We start from the raw sequence: 21,040 nt of genomic DNA, 5'->3' as shown, positions 1-21,040 counted from the left end.
GTGTTACTGAATTAGAGAGCAGGTTTTGGGAGTGGAGAAGCGGTTTGCAGATAGTGTTGCGCAACATCCAGCATCCGGTTGGCAAAACCCCATTCGTTGTCGAACCAGGCCAGGATGTTCACCAGCCTGGGGCCGGAAACGCGGGTCTGGCTGGCATCGACGATGGCCGAATGTGGGTCATGGTTGAAATCACAACTGGCGTGGGGCAACTCGGTGTAGGCCAACAGACCTTTGAGCGGGCCGCTGGTGGCGGCGTCGCGCAGGATCCGATTGACCTCGCCGGCGTCGGTGTCGCTGACGGTCTGCATGGTGATATCCAGGCACGATACGTTCACCGTCGGCACCCGTACGGCTTTGGCCTGGATTCGCCCGGCAAGTTCCGGCAGCAAGCGTTCGATACCCCGGGCCAGCCCGGTGGACACCGGAATCACTGACTGAAACGCCGAACGCGTACGACGCAGGTCTTCATGATGGTAGGCGTCAATCACCGGCTGATCGTTCATCGCCGAGTGAATGGTGGTGATCGACACGTATTCCAGACCAATGGCCTGGTCCAGCAGACGCAACAGCGGCACGCCGCAATTGGTGGTGCAGGAGGCGTTGGACACCAGCAGCTCGGCGCCGGTCAGGCAGTCCTGATTGACGCCGTAGACGATGGTGGCGTCGACATCCGCCTCGCTGGCCATCGGCTGGGAAAACAATACACGCGGTGCACCGGCATCGAGGAAGCGCTGGCCGTCGGCACGGGTGTGATAAGCACCGGAGCATTCCAGCACCAGGTCAACGCCCAGCGCCGCCCAGTCGATACCCTCGGGGGTGGCACTGCGCAGGACCTTCACGCAGTCGCCATTAATATGCAGACAATCGTCCTCGACCCGCACTTCACCGGGGAACCGGCCATGGGTGGAGTCAAAGCGTGTCAGGTATTCGATGCTGGCCATGTCAGCCAGATCGTTGATCGCAACAATTTCAAACCCGGCAGCCGCCCCTCGCTCGAACAGAGCACGCAAGACGCAACGACCAATCCGGCCGTAGCCGTTGAGTGCAACTTTGTAGGGACGCGGTTGAGGCATGGGGTTCTCGATTAATGTTCGTTCAGTGTTGAATGCACTATCGCCATCGCGGGCAAGCCCGCTCCCACAGTTAGACCGAGATCCAATGTGGGAGCGGGCTTGCCCGCGATGGCGCCAGTACAAACAACGCAGACTGACTTAGTCTTCCAGCAGCTCTTCAGCCTGACCCAGGATGTTTTCCAGGGTGAAACCGAACTCTTCGAACAACGCTGGCGCCGGCGCCGACTCACCGTAGGTGGTCATGCCAATCACGCGACCTTCCAGGCCCACGTACTTGTACCAGTAGTCGGCGTGAGCCGCTTCGATGGCGATACGCGCGCTGACCTGCAACGGCAGGACCGCTTGCTTGTAGCCAGCATCCTGGGCTTCGAAGACGCTGGTGCACGGCATGGAAACCACACGCACGTTGCGGCCTTGCGCCGTCAGCTTGTCGTAGGCCTGAACCGCCAGGCCCACTTCGGAACCGGTGGAGATCAGGATCAGCTCCGGCTCGCCGATGCAGTCCTTGAGCACGTAGCCACCACGGCTGATGCCTTCGATCTGAGCGGCGTCGCGGGTTTGGTGCTGCAGGTTCTGGCGAGAGAAGATCAGCGCCGATGGGCCGTCCTTACGCTCGATGGCGTGCTTCCAGGCCACGGCTGACTCGACCGCGTCCGATGGGCGCCAGGTGTCCAGGTTCGGCGTGGTACGCAGGCTGGTCAGTTGCTCGATTGGCTGGTGAGTCGGACCGTCTTCGCCCAGGCCGATGGAGTCGTGGGTGTAGACGAAGATCACACGCTTCTTCATCAGCGACGCCATGCGCACTGCGTTGCGGGCGTATTCCATGAACATCAGGAAGGTCGCGCCGTAAGGCACCAGGCCGCCGTGCAGGGCAACGCCGTTCATGATGGCGCTCATGCCGAACTCGCGCACGCCGTAGTACATGTAGTTGCCGCTGGCGTCTTCAGCCGAGACACCTTTGCAACCTTTCCACAGGGTCAGGTTGGAACCGGCCAGGTCAGCCGAACCGCCAAGGAACTCAGGCAGCAACGGGCCGAAAGCGTTCAGGGTGTTCTGGCTGGCTTTGCGGCTGGCGATGGTTTCGCCTTTGGCAGCCACTTCGGCAATGTAGGCCGAGGATTTTTCAGCGAAGTCGGCAGGCAGGTCACCGGCCAGACGACGGACCAGTTCATTGGCCAACTCAGGGAATTCGGCGGAGTAGGCCGCAAAACGCTGGTCCCACTCGGCTTCGGCAGCCTTGCCTGCTTCCTTGGCGTCCCACTCGGCGTAGATATCAGCCGGGATTTCGAACGGGCCGTGGTTCCACTTCAGCGCTTCTCGGGTCAGGGCGATTTCCGCGTCACCCAGAGGGGCGCCGTGGCAGTCTTCCTTGCCTTGCTTGTTCGGCGAGCCGAAACCGATGGTGGTCTTGCAGCAGATCAGGGTCGGCTGCTCGCTCTTGCGAGCGGTGTCGATAGCGGTCTTGATCTCTTCCGGATCGTGGCCGTCGACATTGCGGATCACCTGCCAGTTGTAGGCTTCGAAACGCTTTGGCGTGTCGTCGGTGAACCAGCCTTCGACTTCGCCGTCGATGGAGATGCCGTTGTCATCGTAGAAGGCAATCAGCTTGCCCAGGCCCAGCGTACCGGCCAGGGAACTGACTTCGTGGGAAATGCCTTCCATCATGCAGCCATCACCCAGGAACACGTAGGTGTGGTGATCGACAACGTTGTGGCCAGGACGATTGAACTGCGCCGCCAGGACTTTTTCAGCCAGGGCGAAGCCCACGGCGTTGGCCAGGCCTTGGCCCAGGGGGCCGGTGGTGGTCTCGACGCCAGCGGTGTAACCGAATTCCGGGTGGCCCGGGGTGCGGCTATGCAGTTGGCGGAAGTTCTTCAGGTCGTCGATCGACAGGTCGTAGCCGGTCAGGTGCAACAACGAGTAGATCAGCATCGAACCGTGGCCGTTGGACAGCACGAAGCGGTCACGGTCGGCGAACGACGGGTTGCTCGGGTTGTGTTTCAGGTAGTCACGCCAAAGCACCTCGGCGATATCCGCCATGCCCATCGGGGCACCGGGATGGCCGCTGTTGGCTTTTTGCACGGCATCCATGCTGAGGGCACGAATGGCGTTGGCACGCTCACGACGGCTGGGCATCGCTGATCTCCTGGAGGTTGAATAAAAGAAACGGAAAAAAGGACCGGCATTTTCCCTCAGCCACCGCCCTCGGGGCAATGACAGATAGTCACTTGAGGGTGTTTTTCCTGCGGATTGGCCTGCAATCACCTGGAGAAACCTTTCACCTCTTCGTCCAAAGGTTATAGCGCCGGCTTATAACCACCGATTATCGACCAATATCAAAACTTTTTGATATTGCCCTTGCGAGGACTTATCCCCACCACTAGACTGCTGGCCTTATGAACTTACGCGCGCCTTCCCTTCGTCCTGACGACTGCGATGAGCTGGCAGCCTTATGCAAGGCTGGCGGCGATCCGTTACGGCTGAACGTATTGCGTGCGCTGACCAACGACTCGTTCGGCGTGCTGGAACTGGCGCAGATCTTCGCCATCGGCCAGTCCGGCATGAGCCACCACCTGAAGGTGCTGGCCCAGGCCGACCTGGTGGCCACGCGCCGCGAAGGCAATGCGATTTTTTACCGTCGCGCCCTGCCCCACACCGAGCAATTGGGCGGTAGGTTGCACGCTGCCCTCCTCGATGAAGTGGACAACCTGACCCTGCCGATCGACGTGCAGTCGCGGATCAGCCAGGTCCACGGGCAACGCGCAGCGGCCAGCCAGGACTTCTTCGCCCGGGTCGCCGAGAAGTTTCGCGCCCAGCAGGACTTGATCGCCGGCTTGCCGCAATACCGCGAAAGCGTGCTGGCACTTTTGGACAAGCTGAGCTTCAGTGATGAGGCCACAGCGCTGGAGGTCGGCCCTGGCGATGGCGGCTTCCTGCCGGAACTGGCACGCCGCTTTCATCAGGTCACCGCGCTGGACAACAGCCCGGCAATGCTGGAACTGGCGCGTCAGGTGTGTAAGCGCGAAGCGTTGGGCAACGTCAGCTTGCAACTGGCCGATGCCCTGGATGAGGCAAGCCTGCGGGCCGATTGCGTCGTACTGAACATGGTTTTGCATCACTTCGCCGCACCGGCCGACGCCCTCAAGCAGATGGCCAGCTTGCTGCAACCAGGCGGCAGCCTGTTAGTCACAGATTTGTGTAGCCACAACCAGAGTTGGGCCAGGGAGGCCTGCGGTGATCTCTGGCTGGGTTTTGAACAGGACGATCTGGCCCGTTGGGCCACCGCTGCGGGACTCGTTCCCGGGGAAAGCCTCTATGTAGGTTTACGTAATGGTTTCCAGATCCAGGTCCGCCATTTTCAGCGACCGACTGGCGACACTCACCATCGGTAAATATCAGGAAAACATCGAGATGAGCGAATACTCCCTTTTCACCTCCGAGTCCGTGTCTGAAGGGCATCCGGACAAAATCGCCGACCAGATTTCTGACGCGGTGCTGGACGCCATCATTACCGAAGACAAGTTCGCCCGCGTGGCGTGCGAGACTCTGGTGAAAACCGGCGTAGCCATCATCGCCGGCGAAGTCACCACCTCGGCCTGGGTCGACCTGGAAGACATCGTTCGCAAGGTGATCCTGGATATCGGCTACAACAGCTCCGCCGTCGGCTTTGATGGCGCGACCTGCGCGGTGATGAACATCATCGGCAAACAGTCGGTGGACATCGCCCAAGGCGTTGACCGCAGCAAGCCTGAAGATCAAGGCGCCGGCGACCAGGGCCTGATGTTCGGCTATGCCAGCAACGAGACCGATGTGCTGATGCCAGCGCCGATCACCTTCTCGCACCAGTTGGTGAAGCGCCAGGCTGAAGCCCGCAAGTCCGGCCAATTGCCGTGGCTGCGTCCGGATGCCAAGTCCCAGGTCACTTGCCGCTATGAAAACGGCAAAGTGGTGGGCATCGATGCCATCGTGCTGTCGACCCAGCACAATCCGGAAGTGTCCTACAACGACTTGCGCGAAGGCGTGATGGAACTGATCGTCAAGCACGTGCTGCCGGCCGAGCTGCTGACCAAAGACACCCAGTTTCACATCAACCCGACCGGTAACTTCATCATCGGTGGCCCGGTGGGCGACTGCGGCCTGACCGGTCGCAAGATCATCGTCGACAGCTACGGCGGCATGGCCCGTCACGGCGGTGGCGCGTTCTCCGGCAAGGATCCCTCCAAGGTTGACCGCTCCGCCGCGTACGCCGGTCGTTTCGTGGCCAAGAACATCGTCGCCGCCGGCCTGGCCGAACGTTGCGAGATTCAGGTGTCCTACGCCATTGGTGTAGCGCAGCCTACATCGATCTCGCTGAATACCTTCGGTACCGGCAAGATCAGCGATGACAAGATCATCAAGCTGGTACGTGAAATATTCGACCTGCGTCCGTACGCGATCACTACCATGCTCGACCTGCTGCACCCGATGTACCAGGAAACTGCGGCCTATGGCCACTTCGGTCGCACCCCTGAACAGAAGACTGTCGGCGACGACACCTTCACCACGTTCACCTGGGAGAAAACCGACCGCGCCAACGACCTGCGCACTGCTGCCGGTCTGTAATCGCTGCTCGTGGTACCCAAATCCCTGCCGGGTTCTCCCGGCGGGGCTTTTTGTTGCCTGGTGATTACAGGGACGATATTCACATTTGTTCAACGCCAGCCTTGCGGGCCAAATGATGGCCCACTAGAATCCGCGCCCTCCCGAGCCCCACACCTTCTTTTGGATATTGCACTGCGCCGGCTCGGGATGCCCAAGTGCGCAGGCAATCGAACATTGAGGTTTTTCCATGCGCTTCTCCACGCTCGCTCCTGCCGCCCTTCTGCTCAGCCTGTTCGCCCTGCCGGTGCAAGCCGCCGACCTGAGTGCACTGGGTGGCGCCCTGACCTCGCAACTGGGCGGCGGTAACTCCGGCGACTGCCAGCAACAAGCCAAAGACTTGCAAACCAAGATCGACGCCGCCAATGCCAAAGGCGATACGCTGAAAGTGACGGCGTATCAGGCGGCCCTGGAGCAAGTGAACAAAGGCTGTAACAAAATCGCCGAGTCCCAGGCCAAACTGGACGCCAAGCAGCAAAAGCAGCAGGCCAAGACCGAGAACAACGATGCCGTGAAAGCCCTGGGCGGCCTGTTCAAGTAAACAGAAACACCCAGTAAAAGGCCCCGCGATTGCGGGGCTTTTTTGTGGCCGGGCGGATGCCTTAGGCTGGGCGCCCTTTCAGAGCAAGGATGCTCATGATGAAGCCTTGTATGCGCTTACTCGCCTGCTTGCTGTTCACATTGTTGCCCCTCGCGGTCTGGGCCAAAGACTGCCCCGATTGGACAGTCGATCACGCCAGCACAGAAATCTCCACGCTCCAACGGCAAATCAGCCTGTGGGATGACAGTTACCACCGCCTCGGCCAGTCGCTGATTAGCGATGACCTCTACGACCAGGCCCGGCAGCAGCTTTCCCAATGGCGCAATTGCTTTGCCCAACCGGCGCCGACAGCAGACAACCCACTGGCCAGCTCACGGGGTACGCTGGCCCACCCGATCCCCCACACCGGGCTGGAAAAACTGCTGGATGACCGCGCTGTCGACACCTGGATGGCCACCCGCCAGGACCTGTGGATTCAACCCAAAGTCGACGGCGTCGCGGTGACCCTGGTTTACCGCCAGGGCCGCCTGGCCCAAGTCATCAGCCGTGGAGATGGCAGCCTGGGCCAGGACTGGTCGGTGTCTGGCCGCAAGATCCCCGGTATCGTCCAGCAACTGCCGCAGCCTATTGACCTGCTCTTGCAGGGCGAACTCTATTGGCGCCTGACCGATCATGTGCAAGCGGTGCAGGGCAGCATCAACGCCCGCAGCAAAATCGCCGGGCTGATGAACCGTCAACAACTGAGCGATACCGATGCCGCCGGGATCGGTCTGTTTGTCTGGGCTTGGCCCCACGGTCCGGCAGACCTGAACGAACAACTCAAGACACTCGCACAATGGGGTTTTACCGACAGCCAGCGCTACAGCCAACCGATCAAGAACATCACCGAAGCGAGTCACTGGCGCAGCTACTGGTACAACCATCCACTGCCCTTCGCCAGCGACGGCGTGGTGTTGCACCAGAGCCAGCGTGCACCGGCCGATCGCTGGCAGGTCAGCACGCCTTACTGGGCAGTGGCCTGGAAATATCCGGTGATCAAAGCTTTGGCCCTGGTACGCAAGGTGCATTTCAAGATTGGCCGAACCGGGCGCATCACACCGATTCTGGAACTGGAGCCCGTCCTGCTGGATGACCGCCAGATCAGGCGTGTCAGCGCCGGCTCCCTGAAACGCTGGCAAGAGCTGGATATCCGCCCCGGCGACCAGGTTTCCATCAGCCTCGCCGGCCAGGTCATCCCGCGGCTTGACCAAGTGATCCTGCGCAGCCAGCCACGGGTTCACGTTCAGGCCCCCTTGGCCAAGGACTACCACCACCTGAGTTGCTGGCAGTTGATCCCGGGCTGCGAAGAACAACTGCTCGCCCGACTGACCTGGCTGAGTGGCAGCCAGGGGCTAGCCCTGCCTCATATCGGCCGAGAAACATGGAATACCCTGATTCAGGCGGGTCTAATCAGCAACCTGCTCGATTGGTTGACCCTCGACGAGGCAGAGCTTGCTAACATTGACGGCTTCGGCGAACGCAGCAGTGCACGCCTGCTCGACAGCTTGCGCAGCGCCCGGCAGCGACCGTTCGCACAATGGTTGAAGGCCTTGGGGGTGCCGCCCACGGCGCGCAACAACTTGCAAGGCGGCTGGCAAAGCCTGGCGGCCAAAGACGCCCAGGCCTGGCAGGCCGAAGCGGGAATCGGCCCAGGCCGTGCGGCGCAACTGAACGCTTTTTTTCGCGACCCGCACGTCCAGGCCATGCGTGAAACACTACAGGCTGCCGGGATAGACGGTTTCTAATCCGTCCCAGCGGCATTAACCGGTGCCGGCAGAATTCATCCTGCCCACCTGATTGCGACCTTGGAGCTTCTATGAAATTTCTTGCACCTTTTGCCCTGTTGACCGTCGCAAGCTTTATGACCACGCCATTGTTGGCGGCGGCCGAAGAAACCCCGCAACTCACTGGCTGCGCAGCCAAACGCCAGGCCATCAGCACCCAGATCGAACAAGCCAAGGCCCACGGCAACAGCGAGCAGCAAACAGGCCTGGAAAAAGCCCTGAGCGAAGTCACCGCCCATTGCACCGACGCCTCCCTGAAGAAGGAGCGGGAAAACAAGGTGCTCGACGCCAAGCACGAAGTCAGCCGTCGTCAGGCCGACCTCGACAAGGCGATGAAAAAAGGTGATTCCGATAAGATCAACAAACGTAAAGACAAGCTCGCCCAGTCACGCAAAGAGCTGCAGGAAGCCCTGGACGAACTGGACAAGTAAAACCGGTCAATGATCCCGAAACTGTTTATGGCAGGCCGTGCAGGCGTCTTCGACTTTCTGCACCGCAGGCCCCAGGTTACTGGCCTTGTACGGCTGAACCTGGCTGACAATCGCCAGTTCACCGGTAGCGGCCTCAAGGGTTCGAGCCATTTCCTGGAAACGGGCCTGTTTCTGCCAGACATCGTCTTTGGCGCTGGTGTGGTCTTCTTCGCGCGCACTAGGGAAATGCTTCCAAGGCTCATGGGACAAGGCGTCAAGCTTGACTGCACCCTCGGCGAACTTCGCACCGTCGAACGGGATGCGCCCACGCAGCATCCCGCCCAGGTCTTCGCCGGTCTTGAGCATCTGCTTGAAAATGGCCTTGCGCTGGCCCAACGGCGAGTTCGGATCAACACCACCGCAGGCGGACAGTGTCAGGCAGGCCAGCAATACAACGGTCAGTCTTTTAAGAGTCATGGTGGCTTCGAGTCACGGGAAGAAACGGCGGCCAGTATCCTCGCCCCGCCCGTAAAGACCAATAGCCCTATTAATAATACGGTTTGTTTGAACCCGGCCCGGTTCAGGCAATCGCCTCAGGAATGGTTTGCATGAATGTCACGTTAAAACCCTGGAGCCGCCGCCTGGCGTGGGCTCTACCGATGATTGCACTGCTGGCCGGTTGCGACACGGGCAAGCACGAGAAAGACAAGCCGCACGCTATCGCGACGTATGTCAGCGCAACCTGGGAAGCGTTGCCGGCTGTCTCGGACAGCGATCTGCAAGCCGGTTTCGAATCCTGGCGCAGCGCCTGCCAGCGCCTCAAGAGCGACCCGGTGTGGGGTGCAACCTGCGCGGCATCGGCCAATGTACCCGCGACGGCCACAGACATTCGTGGTTTCCTCAAGGAACATTTGGATGTCTACGGTTTACGCTCGGCGGACAACAGCCCCAACGGCCTGATCACCGGCTACTACGAGCCGGTTTATCCGGGCAGCCTTACCGAAACGACCACCGCTCATGTGCCAGTGTTCGGCGTGCCGGATGACCTGATCATCGTCAACCTGGAGAGCATCTACCCGGAACTCAAGGGCAAGCGTCTGCGTGGGCGTCTTGAAGGCCGCGTGCTCAAGCCCTATGACGATGCCGGCACCATCAATCAGCAAGGCTCCACTGCCCAGCCCATCGCCTGGCTGACCGACCCGATGGACCTGCAGTTCCTGCAAATCCAGGGTTCAGGCCGTATTCAATTGGCGGACGGTCGTCAATTGCGCATCGGGTATGGCGACCAAAACGGCTTCCCGTACCGACCCATCGGCCGCTGGCTGGTGGAGCAGGGCGAACTGAAGAAAGAAGACGTAACCATGGGCGCCATCAGCGCTTGGGCCAAGGCTCATCCCCAGCGGATTCCCGAGCTGCTGGCCAGCAACCCCAGCTATGTGTTCTTCAGTGCCCGCCCTGACAGCAACGAAGGCCCGCGTGGTTCGCTGAACGTACCGTTGACCGCTGGCTACAGCGTGGCCGTGGACCGCAAGGTGATTCCGCTGGGCAGTCTGTTGTGGCTGTCGACAACTCGACCTGATGGAGCACCGATCGCTCGTCCCGTGGCAGCTCAGGATACGGGGGGCGCGATTACTGGCGAAGTGCGGGCCGACCTGTTCTGGGGGACCGGCGATGCAGCGGGTGAGCTGGCTGGCAATATGAAGCAACAGGGACAGATCTGGATGCTGTGGCCTAAAGGTGCAGCGCTGCCGAAAGTACCAGATGCGCCTATAGGCACCTAACCTGTAGCCGCTGTCGAGGCACAAGGCTGCGATGCGGGCCGCAGGGCCGCCGCTGGGGCCGCTGCGCAGCCCATCACAGCCTCGTGCCTCGGCAGCGGCTACACAGGAATCGGCTACTTACACCGACACAAAAAAGAAACTCGCAATCAACGCGATCCCCACAAACCACACCAGTGAACGCAGTACCGCCCAGTCCGCCAGGTAGCAAATGACGTAGAGCAACCGACTGGTGATAAACAACACCGCTAGCACGTTGATGGTCACCAGCGACGCGTTGCCGGCCACATGGGCAATGATCACCGCCGCCGCGAAGGCCGGTGTCACTTCAAAGCTGTTGAGCTGCGCACTGTGGGCCCGTTTGGCGAACCCCTCAAGGGTGGCCAGGAACGCCCGGGGATCGTGGTTATCCCGAAGCCCGAACTTGCCACCACTGAACTTGGCCACACCGATGCACAGGTACGGCAGAAGAATTGCGATCAACACACACCAGAAAGCGACTGTCATAACCCATTCCTTTTTTAGTTTTATCCGACGGTTAGAGTTTCATCACGAACATGCCAATCAGCACCAACCCACAGGCTATGAGCCGTGGCCGGCCGAAAGGTTCTTTCAGGTATCGCATGCCGAACAACACCACCAGGATCACGCTGACTTCCCGCAATGCAGCGGCTTCGGCAATCGAGCCCAACTGCATGGCCCAGAGCACCAGAGCGTAGCTCAACAACACACACAACCCGACACTCAGCCCCAGCCGCCACTGTGTGCGCCAGAACAGGCTGAACGCCGCCCGCTTGCGCACCACCGCCAGCAACGGAAACGGCCAGGCACTGATCAGCGTTAGCCACACCAGATAATCCAGAGGGTGCGACCATCGCCGCAAAGCCTGGCCGTCGAGAAAGGTATAGCAACCGATGCACAAACCGATCAGCGCCACGACTGGCAACATCGACCAGGGCAACCGATCCCCGCCACCGCCCTGCCACAACAGGCAGAGCATGCCGAACGGGATCAGCAGGATGCCGAAAATCTGCTGGGGGCTCAGCACTTCCCCGGCAAACACCAGGGTCAGTACCAGCACCACCAGCGGCGACAATCCGCGCATCAGCGGGTACACCAACCCCAGGTCGCCGACCCGATAGGCCTGAATCAGCAGATAGCGGTACAACAATTCAAACAGTGCCGAGGCGACAATCCACGGCCAGATTTCCAGCGGCGGCAACGACACGAACCCAACCGCCAGCAACACAAACAGCAGCGCAACACTGTCCATGCAGGCGATCACCAATAGCCGCTCGCCACTGAATTTGATCAGGGTGTTCCACGTCGCATGCAACAGCGCCGCAACCAGTACCAGAGCTGTCGCAACCACACGGCACTCCTTGTGAGAACAAACGAAATTGATTCGCTATATATCACAAGGGAAAGGGTATCAGAGAGATGGTTTGATCGGCCCGCACCGAAACAGCACGCTCTCGCTGGCGCGCAGGCGCTCTTCACAGTTGAACGCTTGCAAGGGCTCAATGCCGTACTCCAGATCACGCTCCCGGCGGGAAACATAGAACACTGTGTCACCGGGAAGTCGGGTGAAGTCCTTCAGTTGTCGGGCCTGGCCTGCGGTGTAGAACTCCCCCGAATAGGACCTGCGCCCCCAATAATAAAGGGCCCCCGGCTCATTTTTTTGCAGTTGCTGCCAGGCCTGGGCTAGCGCGCGTTGATTGTTTGGACGCTCAAAGACGCGGCCATCCAACGCAGCCACCCACAACACAACCGGCAGGAGCAGGGCGAACACAAGGCCCACGGCAGCTCTCGCCTGGCCGACCGCGACAGGGCGATTGAGTGCACCGGCCAACAACAAGCTCCACGCAGGCAGGGCGGGCAAGACGTAGGTCCACAGAATATTGCCGGAAAGGGTAAAGAACGCCGGCGTCACCAAGGCCCACAAGGCAACATAGCTGTAATAGGGCCACGACTGGAGCAACCTGCGGTAGCCGAAGTACAGCGCGGGCAACAATAGCGTCCAGGGGAACAATGCCATCAGCAGATCCAGCCAGATTGCACCCGCCGGTCGGGCATGCGCGCTGCCGTACAAGTCACCGGCCCAATCGCTGACCACATAGCGCTTCCAGTGCTCGCCAATCAGGAAGTAGTCGAGAAAACCCGGTGTGCGCAGTTCAGCGATCACATACCAGGGCACGGCAATCAACAGCATCAGAAAAATGCCTGTGACCCAGGGCAGTCGCAGCAGGGCTCGCCACTGTTTGTGGTAGAGCACCCAAATCAGCGCCGCCCCACCCACCAACACGCCCACCAGCGGCCCTTTGGACAAAAGGCCCAGCCCCAGGCCGGCAAACCCGGCCAGAGCCCAGCGTCGATCGTAGCGTGCCGCACCGCGCCAGAAACCGTAACTGGCGAGCGCCACTGAAAAACTCAACGCCGGATCGGTCAAGACCACGCCCGCTGACAGCAGGCCGAGTGTGGAGCTGGAGAAAATAATCGCCGCCAGCAATCCAGTGCGTTCATCCGCCTCTTCACGGGCAAAACGGATGATGATCAGGCAACTGGCGACATGAAACAGCCACGCCGGAAATCGAATGGCGAACTCATTGATACCCAGCAGTTTCATGCTCAGTGCCTGGGTCCAGAAAGACAATGGCGGCTTGCCCCAGAAAGGTACGCCAACGTCGAACAACGGCGTTACCCAATCGTCCAGGGTGAGCATCTTGCGGGCCATTTCACCATAGCGGGCTTCCGACGTATCCATTAACGGGTAAAGGCCCATGCTGGCCAGGCGAATACCGAGAATGGCGAGCAACACGATCCAGAGTGTGCGGCGAGTCATGATCATCAGGTGGTTTCTTGTTCGCGGGAGGGAGTTGTGCCGGGTTTTCCGGACTGTCGGGGCATTTCGCCAAACTGGCTGTTGAGCAAATAGATGGGCCGTTGCCTGACCTCACTCAACGTCGCGCCCAGGTATTCACCAATCATCGCCGTGCCCAAGGCGATAAACGCCGCAACGCCCAAGATAAAATGGTGAGTGCTTAGGGTTTCAACGCTGAACTGCTGGATGATGAAAGCCAGGGTACTGATGAAAATCAGCAGACTGAGCAGGCTGAACCAGCGCAGAGGTTTGCGAGACAAAGCCAGCACCCCCTCAATCCCTAGATCAACCAGCGCCAAGGGACCCCATTTGGTCTGACCGGCGTTTCGGGGCTCACGGTCATAGGGCACCTCGAGGGTGTTGAACCCCAGCCAACTGATCAGGCCCTTCATAAACCGTGTCCGTTCCGGCATGGCGCGCAAGGCGGCCAAAGGAGCCGGGCCGATCAAACGAAAATCGCTGACGTCTGGCGGGACTTCGAACTTGTCAGCCAGAAAACCCATAAGTTTGTAATACAGATAGGCGCTGATACGTTTACCGGACGTGTCCGACACGCGACTGCGCCGTTGCATATTGACGATGTCGCGACCGCTGAGCCAATGGTGGACCATTAACGGAATCAATTCGGGCGGATCTTGCAAGTCAGCATCAATAAATAAAACCGCATCCCCCCGCGCATGATCGATCCCGGCAACCATGGCGGCTTCTTTACCAAAGTTACGACTTAAATTCAGACAACGAACACCAGGCGTCTGACAAAAGCGACTCAGCAAGGCCAGACTGTCATCACGACTACCGTCATTTACATACAATAATTCATAACGAATACTTAATGTTTTCAGCACCGCTATCAACCGCCTATGAAATACCGGCAACACCTTGGCTTCGTTATAACAACAGACAATCACGCTGAGCAGCAGGCGGGGGGCCCGCTCAAGTCTTGATAGGTTCATGACGGAAAGTCCAATGCTGGTTGATTCGAAAGGTGATCAGCGTCAGGGCCGCAGTGGTGATCATTTGCATCAGCCAGGGGTGCAGCGGCAAAAAGCCCAGCAGCAGTGCCATCAGGGACAGATTGCCGAGGTTGTAGGCCAGGGCGGTGATACTGAAGCGCAGCCATTGATGAGCATCAGGCGGGTCCGTGCTTGTCACAAACGTCCACCGCTTGTTGCCTTGATAGCTCACCAGCGTTCCCAATAAAGCGCCGATAAGAGTGGACACTAGTACCGGTAAAACAAAGGATAATAACAAGAGCGTTATATAGTGAGCGCCGGTAGCCAACACTCCGACCACTAAATAATAAAACAGGCGCGACGAACGATCATCGAGAGGTAGTTGCGTCATAAATATCGGCACAGTAGTTATCGGGCGAATGCAACTGATCGGCATTGGCAGCGATTCTATCGACCTAATAATTAAAGTGTGTGAAAAATATGTTCAATAAACCGAGCATTACGAAAGTGTAATAACGCTGCCAGCCATCTGTTAATGACACCTCTTATTGGGTGCCATTAACCGATAAATAACTCCCCGTTACAGGGTCTGCACAATGATCTGGCTTTTCAGGTCATTGATCATGGCCTCGATCACCGGCTTCATCGCCTTGAACGTTTCAGGGCCGCAGACAGCGTCGGGATGGGCGAACTTCACAACGCGCGAAATCACCACCGTGTTGCCTTCCTGGGCATAACTGGCCCTGTAGTCAAAGTCGCCACCTTCCAGGGAAACTGCCTTGGGCACAGCCAGAATATTGATCGTCTTGGGAAACTCGAAACGGGCTTTTTCGTGGGTCTCACCGGAAATGCAGGTGAAGTTCTGTGCCCGTTCTTTTTCCGAAGCCAGCGCGAACACGTTCTGGGCAATCCCCTCGCCAAGGCTGCTCAACGTCGGAACGCCAATAGGCCCGGGCAAGTTGACCAGGTTGTCGGTGCGACCGGCCAGTGTGACGTTGAAACTCGGGGCATCGCCATCCAGGGCGTCGGTTTCCAGCTTGCCGCTGCCCGCCTGACCGTAGCTGTGCAAGATCCTCTGGATGATCACATCGCGATCAGCTCGCGTCATCGTCCTGACCCTATAGCGACTGACCTCCGTGCGCCAACCTTCGAAGCGGCTGGCCAAGGTAAAATCCGCTGCGCCACTGTCATGAACCTTGAACACCACGTCGCTGAACGCCTTGCCAGGTTGGGTGGCCGGCGTGCGCGCCAGCTCACCGGTACGCGTCAACAACACCGGCTTGTCCAGGTCGAGAATCGGCAAGTATCCAGCGGCCGTCTGGGTAGACGTTGAGTCCATGTACAGGTCCAGGCTCGGTACATAGGTAATCACATGGTTGATCGGAGTGAGGGCCGCGACCTTTGGCAAGGTGTAGGCGCTGCCGTAACTGATCAAGGCCGGGGAGCTTTCAATGGCGACCGCTTTAAGCAGCGCTTCGAGCAGGGCCACATGGTCCTTGCAGTCGCCATAGCGGTTGTCCAGCACGGACTGGGCCGCGTGGGGAACGACACCGCCCGCGTCGAGATAAACGGCCACATAACGAATGTTTTTACGCACCCAGTTACTCAGCGCCATGGCTTTGGCTCGGGGGGTTGGCAGGTCGATGGTCAGCGCCTTGGCCAACTCGCTGATGGCCGGGGTCACTTCGACGATAGCGCGGGCTTGATAGGCCTTGGCCAACGCCTGGTAGTTTTCAAAGGTCGAGACCGCCAGGAACTGACCGTAATCCATGTAAGACACCGCGCCTCGCTCAGGGCGGGATTTCTCGGCAGGCACATAATCCCAGCGATACACCTTACGACCGGGCGCCGCCGCAGGCGCCGAAGCCGTGAAGCCCCTGGTATCAGCGTACAGCGGTTTATCGACCGGCAAGTCGTAGGTCAGGCTGAACTGCTCCATCGGGTTGATGCTGGGCGTGGAAGCGTTGATAAACTCTCCGGGAAACAACGCCGTCTTGCGCACACGCTGGTAACGCAGGTTCAGCCGATCGCCCACCGCCACCTCGGGGAAGATCACCACCTTGACCCGTGAGTCCTGGAACATCGGAGCGTCCGCCGACGCCCGCTCCTGCTGTTCCCTGATCTGATCCGTGCTCACCGGCACCTTGCGTCCATCAGGCTTTTGAGTGAAGGCCTCAACAATATCCAAAGTATCCAGGGAGCGGTTGTAACTCACCGACTGCTGCGCCCGGGACTGGATGGCGCGCTCCTCGTTGATGTGCAGCACTGACTCGACGTCCTGCACATAACTGCCGTCAGCGTTGATCACAAAAGACTGAATATTTTTCTCGACGGTAACGGAGTGGTCAGCAGCACCATCCTTGGCCTGCGCGCAACCGAACACACCAACCATCAGCACCAGCGCCCACAACCTGCGCGCCGGAAAAACAGGGGAGGACAACATAAAGATCCTTCTTAAATGAGTGAAAAACGCCCGCAACCTTCAGCGTTTGCCTTGGTTAGCCGCGACTTTGCCACCCATTTATGACGAATCGACTCAATGGTCCGTATTGAGCGGCTGCGAATGTCTCAAGTCCACGGGCTTATCCGGCAGGCGCCAGGCCTTGGCCATTTCGATTGTCGTGGCGCTCAATGCCGTCACCCAGGGTTTATTACGCGCCGCGTAGTTCTCAATAATGTTATCGAGCACCTGGTTGAACGCCGCCGACGTAGTTGCCTTTGTCATGTCTTGCTCCACTCGCCGCAACAAGGCGACGTTGGCGTCTGGCTGACCCACACGAAACAGCGACGGATAGATCACCTCGCGCGTGAAGTTTTCAGCTATCACCGCGACGTCGCGCCTTTTCATTTCAGCAATGCCACTGAGCAAGACTTTTGACGGTTGTTGAGGCGATGTTTGCAGCAACTGCTGAAAAGCAGGCTTGCCCGCCTCATTGAGCCGAGTCCCCAGCCACTCGACATAGTCGGGGCGACTGGCCATTGCATCCAGGTTGCGCAACGCGCTGGCCAACTGAGGCGTCATCTCCAACCTGTCACCCGTATTGGCCGAGGCGATGGCTTTATCGAGCGCCTCCAGCCCTTGCTGCGCCTCCATTCGGAAACGCAGTACATTAGCTGCACTGCCCTCCTTCTCCAGCCCCCCTCTCACACTGGCCAGCATTTGCTCATCCATTGCCAGCACCGCACTGTCCATGGAGTCGAACTGATGGTGCTCACGCACCTCGGCGCGACGCTCCAGGTGGTTATCGACCTTTACGCGGGAGAGCTCTTGCAGATAGTTTTTAACCTCGCTCGGCATAGTGAAGTTAATCGTACCGGTGAGCATGCCACTGAAGTCCCCTATCTTCGTCTTCAACGGAATGATGACAGTCTGATCCTTGAGTGCCTTGAGCTTCGACGACATCAACTCATTATGGGCAGTATTCGAGACGCCCAGAAACCCATCCGCCAAGGCCCCGCCAATATTACCGCGCACCGCTGCTGGCTGGTCCTCATCAAACTTCAAGATCAATTGTTCGGTTCCGCTCAGCGCGCTGTCGGGAAACTGACGCTGATAAAAACCAGGCACCGGCGTGTTAAGCATTAACCCGCCATCCTGGAAAGCCGTTTGCTCGCCGCCTTCCTGAAACCCATGGCCCTGCTCCTTCGGCGCCTTGAACACGACTGGCAGCGAGCCTGAAATATGCGCCGCGCGGGCGATGTCCATGTCCGGGGTCAGGCTGGCATTGAAAACCACTAACTGCGGCCTGCCGTCGAACATCGCGGTACCGGTGATGTTGAGCTGCTTGATCGCTGGGATGTGCCGACTCAACACGTCCAGATCGCCAAAGGTCGTCGCTCCACCTGCGCTGAGTTTGTCGGCAATGGCCATGACCTCGGCCGGCCGGGTCTCTCTGGGCATGTCGGCAATCTGGGCAAGCACCGCCTTGCGCGACTCATTACGCACCAATTGCTCAAGAGGGGCTGCTTTGGATTGGAGTCGCGGCAGCAGGGTGAGCAGCAGTTGCGACAAACTGCCTACCTGGCCAGGCAAATGCCCGACGACCTTGCCCAGTGTCGAACTGGCGTTCTGAAGCCACTCAAGCACAGCATTTTTGCTGTTCAAAAGATCAGGCAGCTCAAGGTTGTCCAAGAGGTCGTCAAACGCCTTGGCGTTCATACCGCTGGCAAGCACTGCGGCAGAGATACCACCAGCGGAAGAGCCGGAAATGACCCGAACTTCCTTTAACGCGTGTCTATCTTCAAGCGCCTGGACCACGCCCGAGTACGCAACACCTTTGGCCCCGCCGCCACTGAGAACCAATTGGGTAACCGGTGGCGGTGATAACGCCACGTCCACAACCCCGTTGCTATAGCGGCTAAGGGTCAGCTTGCGTTCGCCGGCCCCCTCCACCAGCGGTAGGGCCGCAGAGTGCCCGATACCTTGGACAATCGGCGCCAAACCAATACCCAGTGCCGTTGCCAGGCCGCGACCAACGACGTCATTGACATCGCCCTGTGCTCTTTGGGGGGGTGCAAGAGGAATAAGTGGTGCAGGGTTGAGCAGCTTCATCCGTGGACTCTCTCTACAGGGTGTAGTCCTGAGTGACGAGAGAGCCCGGAAAAGATCCACCCGGAATGATTTGGTTAACAATCATTCCGGCACTGACTTATTCGCTGATGCCGTCTTCCTGGAACTGATCCTTCACGTACTTGATCTCGGTTCGGCCATGCGGTGCCGGAAGGCCATCTTCACCCAGGTTGACGAAGACCATTTTTTCAACGGTCAGGATACTTTTGCGGGTGATCTTGTTGCGCACTTCGCAAGTCAAGGTAATCGAGGTACGACCGAACTCAGTGGCAGTGATGCCCAGTTCGATGATATCGCCCTGGCGCGAGGCGCTGACGAAGTTGATTTCGGAGATGTATTTGGTCACCACCCGCTGGTTACCCAGTTGAACGATGGCGTAAATCGCGGCCTCTTCGTCGATCCAGCGCAGCAGGCTGCCACCGAACAGGGTGCCGTTGGGGTTGAGGTCTTCGGGTTTTACCCATTTGCGGGTGTGGAAGTTCATGGTCACTCCAAAGCGTCTTGCCGAATGATGGGCAACATCATGGCAGAGGCCGGCCCCAAGCTCTATGAGCCATTGCCTATCAACCCCATGAACGATCTTCATGCCGCCGACAGAAAGGCTTGGGAAGTCTGGCACACACAGCTATAATCCCCACCGCTTCAAGACGGTCATCTTCAGTTGATACCGTTCTCCCGCCACCTGTCCGAGGGGCGCTGCAGCAGGTTCAACCTGTCAGGCTCGGATGGGGCGTTGTCGGGCCTGGTTGTCCTGGCCTGATACTAAACGCACAACGGCGCCCATTCGCACACTACGAATGGAGGCTCTTCATGAGCGCTGTAATCACGCCTGCAGATTTTAACGACTACAAAGTCGCCGACATGTCCCTCGCTGCCTGGGGCCGTCGCGAAACCTTCATCGCTGAATCCGAAATGCCAGCCCTGATGGGTCTGCGCCGCAAGTACGCCGGCGAGCAACCGCTCAAGGGTGCGAAGATTCTCGGCTGCATCCACATGACCATTCAGACTGCCGTGCTGATCGAAACCCTGGTTGCCCTGGGTGCCGAAGTACGTTGGTCGTCCTGCAACATTTTCTCGACTCAAGACCAGGCCGCTGCCGCTATCGCCGCTGCCGGCATCGCCGTTTTCGCCTGGAAAGGCGAGACCGAAGAAGAGTACGAGTGGTGCCTGGAGCAAACCATCCTGAAAAATGGCGCACCATGGGATGCCAACATGATCCTCGACGACGGCGGCGACCTGACCGAGCTGCTGCACAAGAAATACCCGCAGATTCTGGACCGCGTCCACGGCGTGACCGAAGAAACCACCACCGGCGTACACCGCCTACTGGACATGCTGGCCAAGGGCGAGCTGAAAATCCCGGCCATCAACGTCAACGACTCGGTGACCAAGAGCAAGAACGACAACAAGTACGGCTGCCGTCATAGCCTGAACGACGCGATCAAGCGCGGTACCGACCACCTGCTGTCCGGCAAGCAAGCGCTGGTCATCGGTTACGGTGACGTGGGCAAGGGTTCGTCCCAGTCCCTGCGTCAGGAAGGCATGATCGTTAAAGTCTCCGAAGTCGACCCGATCTGCGCCATGCAAGCCTGCATGGACGGTTTCGAAGTGGTTTCGCCGTTCATCAACGGCCAGAACGACGGCACAGCTGCCAGCATCGACAAGGCTTTGCTGGGCAAGATCGACCTGATCGTGACCACCACCGGTAACGTCAACGTCTGCGATGCCAACATGCTCAAGGCCCTGAAAAAGCGCGCCGTGGTGTGCAACATCGGTCACTTCGACAACGAGATCGACACCGCTTTCATGCGCAAGAACTGGGCATGGGAAGAAGTGAAGCCACAGGTGCACAAGGTTCACCGCACCGGCGCCGGTGATTTCGACCCGCAGAACGACGACTATCTGATCCTGCTGGCCGAAGGCCGTCTGGTGAACCTGGGCAACGCCACGGGTCACCCGAGCCGTATCATGGACGGTTCGTTCGCCAACCAGGTACTGGCACAGATCTTCCTGTTCGGCCAGAAGTACGCCGACCTGTCGCCAGCCCAGAAGGCCGAGCGCCTGACCGTTGAAGTACTGCCGAAGAAACTCGACGAAGAAGTGGCCCTGGAAATGGTCCGCGGCTTCGGCGGCGTCGTGACTCAACTGACCAAGACCCAGGCCGACTACATCGGCGTGACCGTCGAAGGTCCGTTCAAGCCGCACGCTTACCGCTACTGATCGACCTTGCAGGCGCCGGCTTCATGTGGGAGCTGGCTTGCCTGCGATAGCATCACCTCGGTATCGCTGTAACACCGAGGTGCCTGCATCGCGGGCAAGCCCGGCTCCCACACAAGCCCGGTGCCCACATCGATTGTGTATGCCTTTCAGGCT

At 59.1% G+C, this 21,040-nt stretch carries 18 protein-coding genes and 1 riboswitch; of the genes, 7 read left to right on the top strand and 11 right to left on the bottom strand.

The window, feature by feature from the left end; all coding sequences use genetic code 11:
* Positions 1 to 11 precede the first annotated feature (11 nt).
* Positions 12 to 1,073: an erythrose-4-phosphate dehydrogenase gene (gene epd / locus GNF76_RS14245; RefSeq protein WP_155583781.1), complete on the bottom strand. Its 1,062-nt coding sequence runs from the start codon at positions 1,071 to 1,073 to the stop codon at positions 12 to 14.
* 138 nt (positions 1,074 to 1,211) lie between these two features.
* Positions 1,212 to 3,209 carry a transketolase gene (tkt, locus tag GNF76_RS14240; protein ID WP_155583780.1) on the bottom strand — a complete coding sequence of 666 codons (1,998 nt, stop codon included), beginning with the start codon at positions 3,207 to 3,209 and terminating at the stop codon, positions 1,212 to 1,214.
* Positions 3,210 to 3,469: 260 nt separating this feature from the next.
* On the opposite strand from tkt, the gene GNF76_RS14235 reads away from it, so the two are divergent.
* From GNF76_RS14235 to GNF76_RS14215, 5 genes are all read left to right on the top strand, one after another.
* Positions 3,470 to 4,465, top strand: a complete 996-nt coding sequence (locus tag GNF76_RS14235) for an ArsR/SmtB family transcription factor (protein ID WP_155583779.1) — start codon at positions 3,470 to 3,472, stop codon at positions 4,463 to 4,465.
* Between the two features lie 19 nt (positions 4,466 to 4,484).
* Positions 4,485 to 5,675 carry a methionine adenosyltransferase gene (gene metK / locus GNF76_RS14230; RefSeq protein ID WP_155583778.1) on the top strand — a complete coding sequence of 397 codons (1,191 nt, stop codon included), beginning with the start codon at positions 4,485 to 4,487 and terminating at the stop codon, positions 5,673 to 5,675.
* A 226-nt stretch (positions 5,676 to 5,901) separates the two neighbouring features.
* Positions 5,902 to 6,252: a hypothetical protein gene (locus GNF76_RS14225; RefSeq protein WP_155583777.1), complete on the top strand. Its 351-nt coding sequence runs from the start codon at positions 5,902 to 5,904 to the stop codon at positions 6,250 to 6,252.
* A 110-nt stretch (positions 6,253 to 6,362) separates the two neighbouring features.
* Positions 6,363 to 8,036: an NAD-dependent DNA ligase LigB gene (gene ligB / locus GNF76_RS14220; protein ID WP_178123332.1), complete on the top strand. Its 1,674-nt coding sequence runs from the start codon at positions 6,363 to 6,365 to the stop codon at positions 8,034 to 8,036.
* A 71-nt stretch (positions 8,037 to 8,107) separates the two neighbouring features.
* Positions 8,108 to 8,506 (top strand): DUF1090 domain-containing protein, encoded by a 399-nt coding sequence (locus GNF76_RS14215; protein ID WP_155583776.1) that lies wholly within the window; start codon positions 8,108 to 8,110, stop codon positions 8,504 to 8,506.
* A gap of 6 nt (positions 8,507 to 8,512) precedes the next feature.
* Here GNF76_RS14215 and GNF76_RS14210 read toward each other — a convergent pair whose 3' ends face one another.
* Positions 8,513 to 8,962, bottom strand: coding sequence for a c-type cytochrome (locus GNF76_RS14210; RefSeq protein ID WP_155583775.1), 450 nt, complete (start codon positions 8,960 to 8,962; stop codon positions 8,513 to 8,515).
* Positions 8,963 to 9,093: 131 nt separating this feature from the next.
* Between GNF76_RS14210 and mltA the strand changes: the two genes are divergently transcribed.
* Positions 9,094 to 10,266, top strand: coding sequence for a murein transglycosylase A (mltA, locus tag GNF76_RS14205; RefSeq protein ID WP_155583774.1), 1,173 nt, complete (start codon positions 9,094 to 9,096; stop codon positions 10,264 to 10,266).
* Between the two features lie 117 nt (positions 10,267 to 10,383).
* On the opposite strand, the gene GNF76_RS14200 is transcribed toward mltA, so the two are convergent.
* From GNF76_RS14200 to GNF76_RS14165, 8 genes are all read right to left on the bottom strand, one after another.
* Entirely contained in the window at positions 10,384 to 10,770 is a 387-nt protein-coding gene (locus tag GNF76_RS14200) for an MAPEG family protein (protein WP_155583773.1), read from the bottom strand.
* A gap of 31 nt (positions 10,771 to 10,801) precedes the next feature.
* On the bottom strand, positions 10,802 to 11,635 hold the full coding sequence (locus tag GNF76_RS14195) for an EamA family transporter (protein WP_178123331.1): 834 nt from the start codon (positions 11,633 to 11,635) through the stop codon (positions 10,802 to 10,804).
* A 60-nt stretch (positions 11,636 to 11,695) separates the two neighbouring features.
* Complete coding sequence (locus tag GNF76_RS14190; protein WP_155583772.1) at positions 11,696 to 13,111, bottom strand: ArnT family glycosyltransferase; 1,416 nt, start codon at positions 13,109 to 13,111, stop codon at positions 11,696 to 11,698.
* A complete protein-coding gene (locus tag GNF76_RS14185; RefSeq protein ID WP_246211908.1) occupies positions 13,111 to 14,097 on the bottom strand; it encodes a glycosyltransferase family 2 protein in 987 nt (328 codons plus the stop codon). Before GNF76_RS14185 ends, GNF76_RS14190 begins: the two co-directional genes overlap by 1 nt.
* Complete coding sequence (locus tag GNF76_RS14180) at positions 14,078 to 14,488, bottom strand: GtrA family protein (protein WP_178123330.1); 411 nt, start codon at positions 14,486 to 14,488, stop codon at positions 14,078 to 14,080. The genes GNF76_RS14185 and GNF76_RS14180 overlap by 20 nt, the downstream gene beginning before the upstream one ends.
* Positions 14,489 to 14,677: 189 nt before the next feature.
* Positions 14,678 to 16,540, bottom strand: a complete 1,863-nt coding sequence (locus GNF76_RS14175; protein ID WP_155583770.1) for a DUF3857 domain-containing transglutaminase family protein — start codon at positions 16,538 to 16,540, stop codon at positions 14,678 to 14,680.
* A 93-nt stretch (positions 16,541 to 16,633) separates the two neighbouring features.
* Positions 16,634 to 18,649 carry a patatin-like phospholipase family protein gene (locus tag GNF76_RS14170; protein WP_155583769.1) on the bottom strand — a complete coding sequence of 672 codons (2,016 nt, stop codon included), beginning with the start codon at positions 18,647 to 18,649 and terminating at the stop codon, positions 16,634 to 16,636.
* A gap of 97 nt (positions 18,650 to 18,746) precedes the next feature.
* Complete coding sequence (locus tag GNF76_RS14165; protein ID WP_010167614.1) at positions 18,747 to 19,151, bottom strand: acyl-CoA thioesterase; 405 nt, start codon at positions 19,149 to 19,151, stop codon at positions 18,747 to 18,749.
* Between the two features lie 198 nt (positions 19,152 to 19,349).
* A riboswitch (S-adenosyl-L-homocysteine riboswitch) is annotated at positions 19,350 to 19,456 on the top strand.
* A 21-nt stretch (positions 19,457 to 19,477) separates the two neighbouring features.
* On the opposite strand from GNF76_RS14165, the gene ahcY reads away from it, so the two are divergent.
* Positions 19,478 to 20,887, top strand: a complete 1,410-nt coding sequence (ahcY, locus tag GNF76_RS14160; protein WP_155583768.1) for an adenosylhomocysteinase — start codon at positions 19,478 to 19,480, stop codon at positions 20,885 to 20,887.
* Positions 20,888 to 21,040 lie beyond the last annotated feature (153 nt).

The sequence above is a fragment of the Pseudomonas spelaei genome (assembly GCF_009724245.1).
Lineage (GTDB): Bacteria > Pseudomonadota > Gammaproteobacteria > Pseudomonadales > Pseudomonadaceae > Aquipseudomonas > Aquipseudomonas spelaei.
The sequence above is the reverse complement of the archived record's forward strand: the minus strand, read 5'-3'. Positions and strand labels throughout refer to the sequence as shown.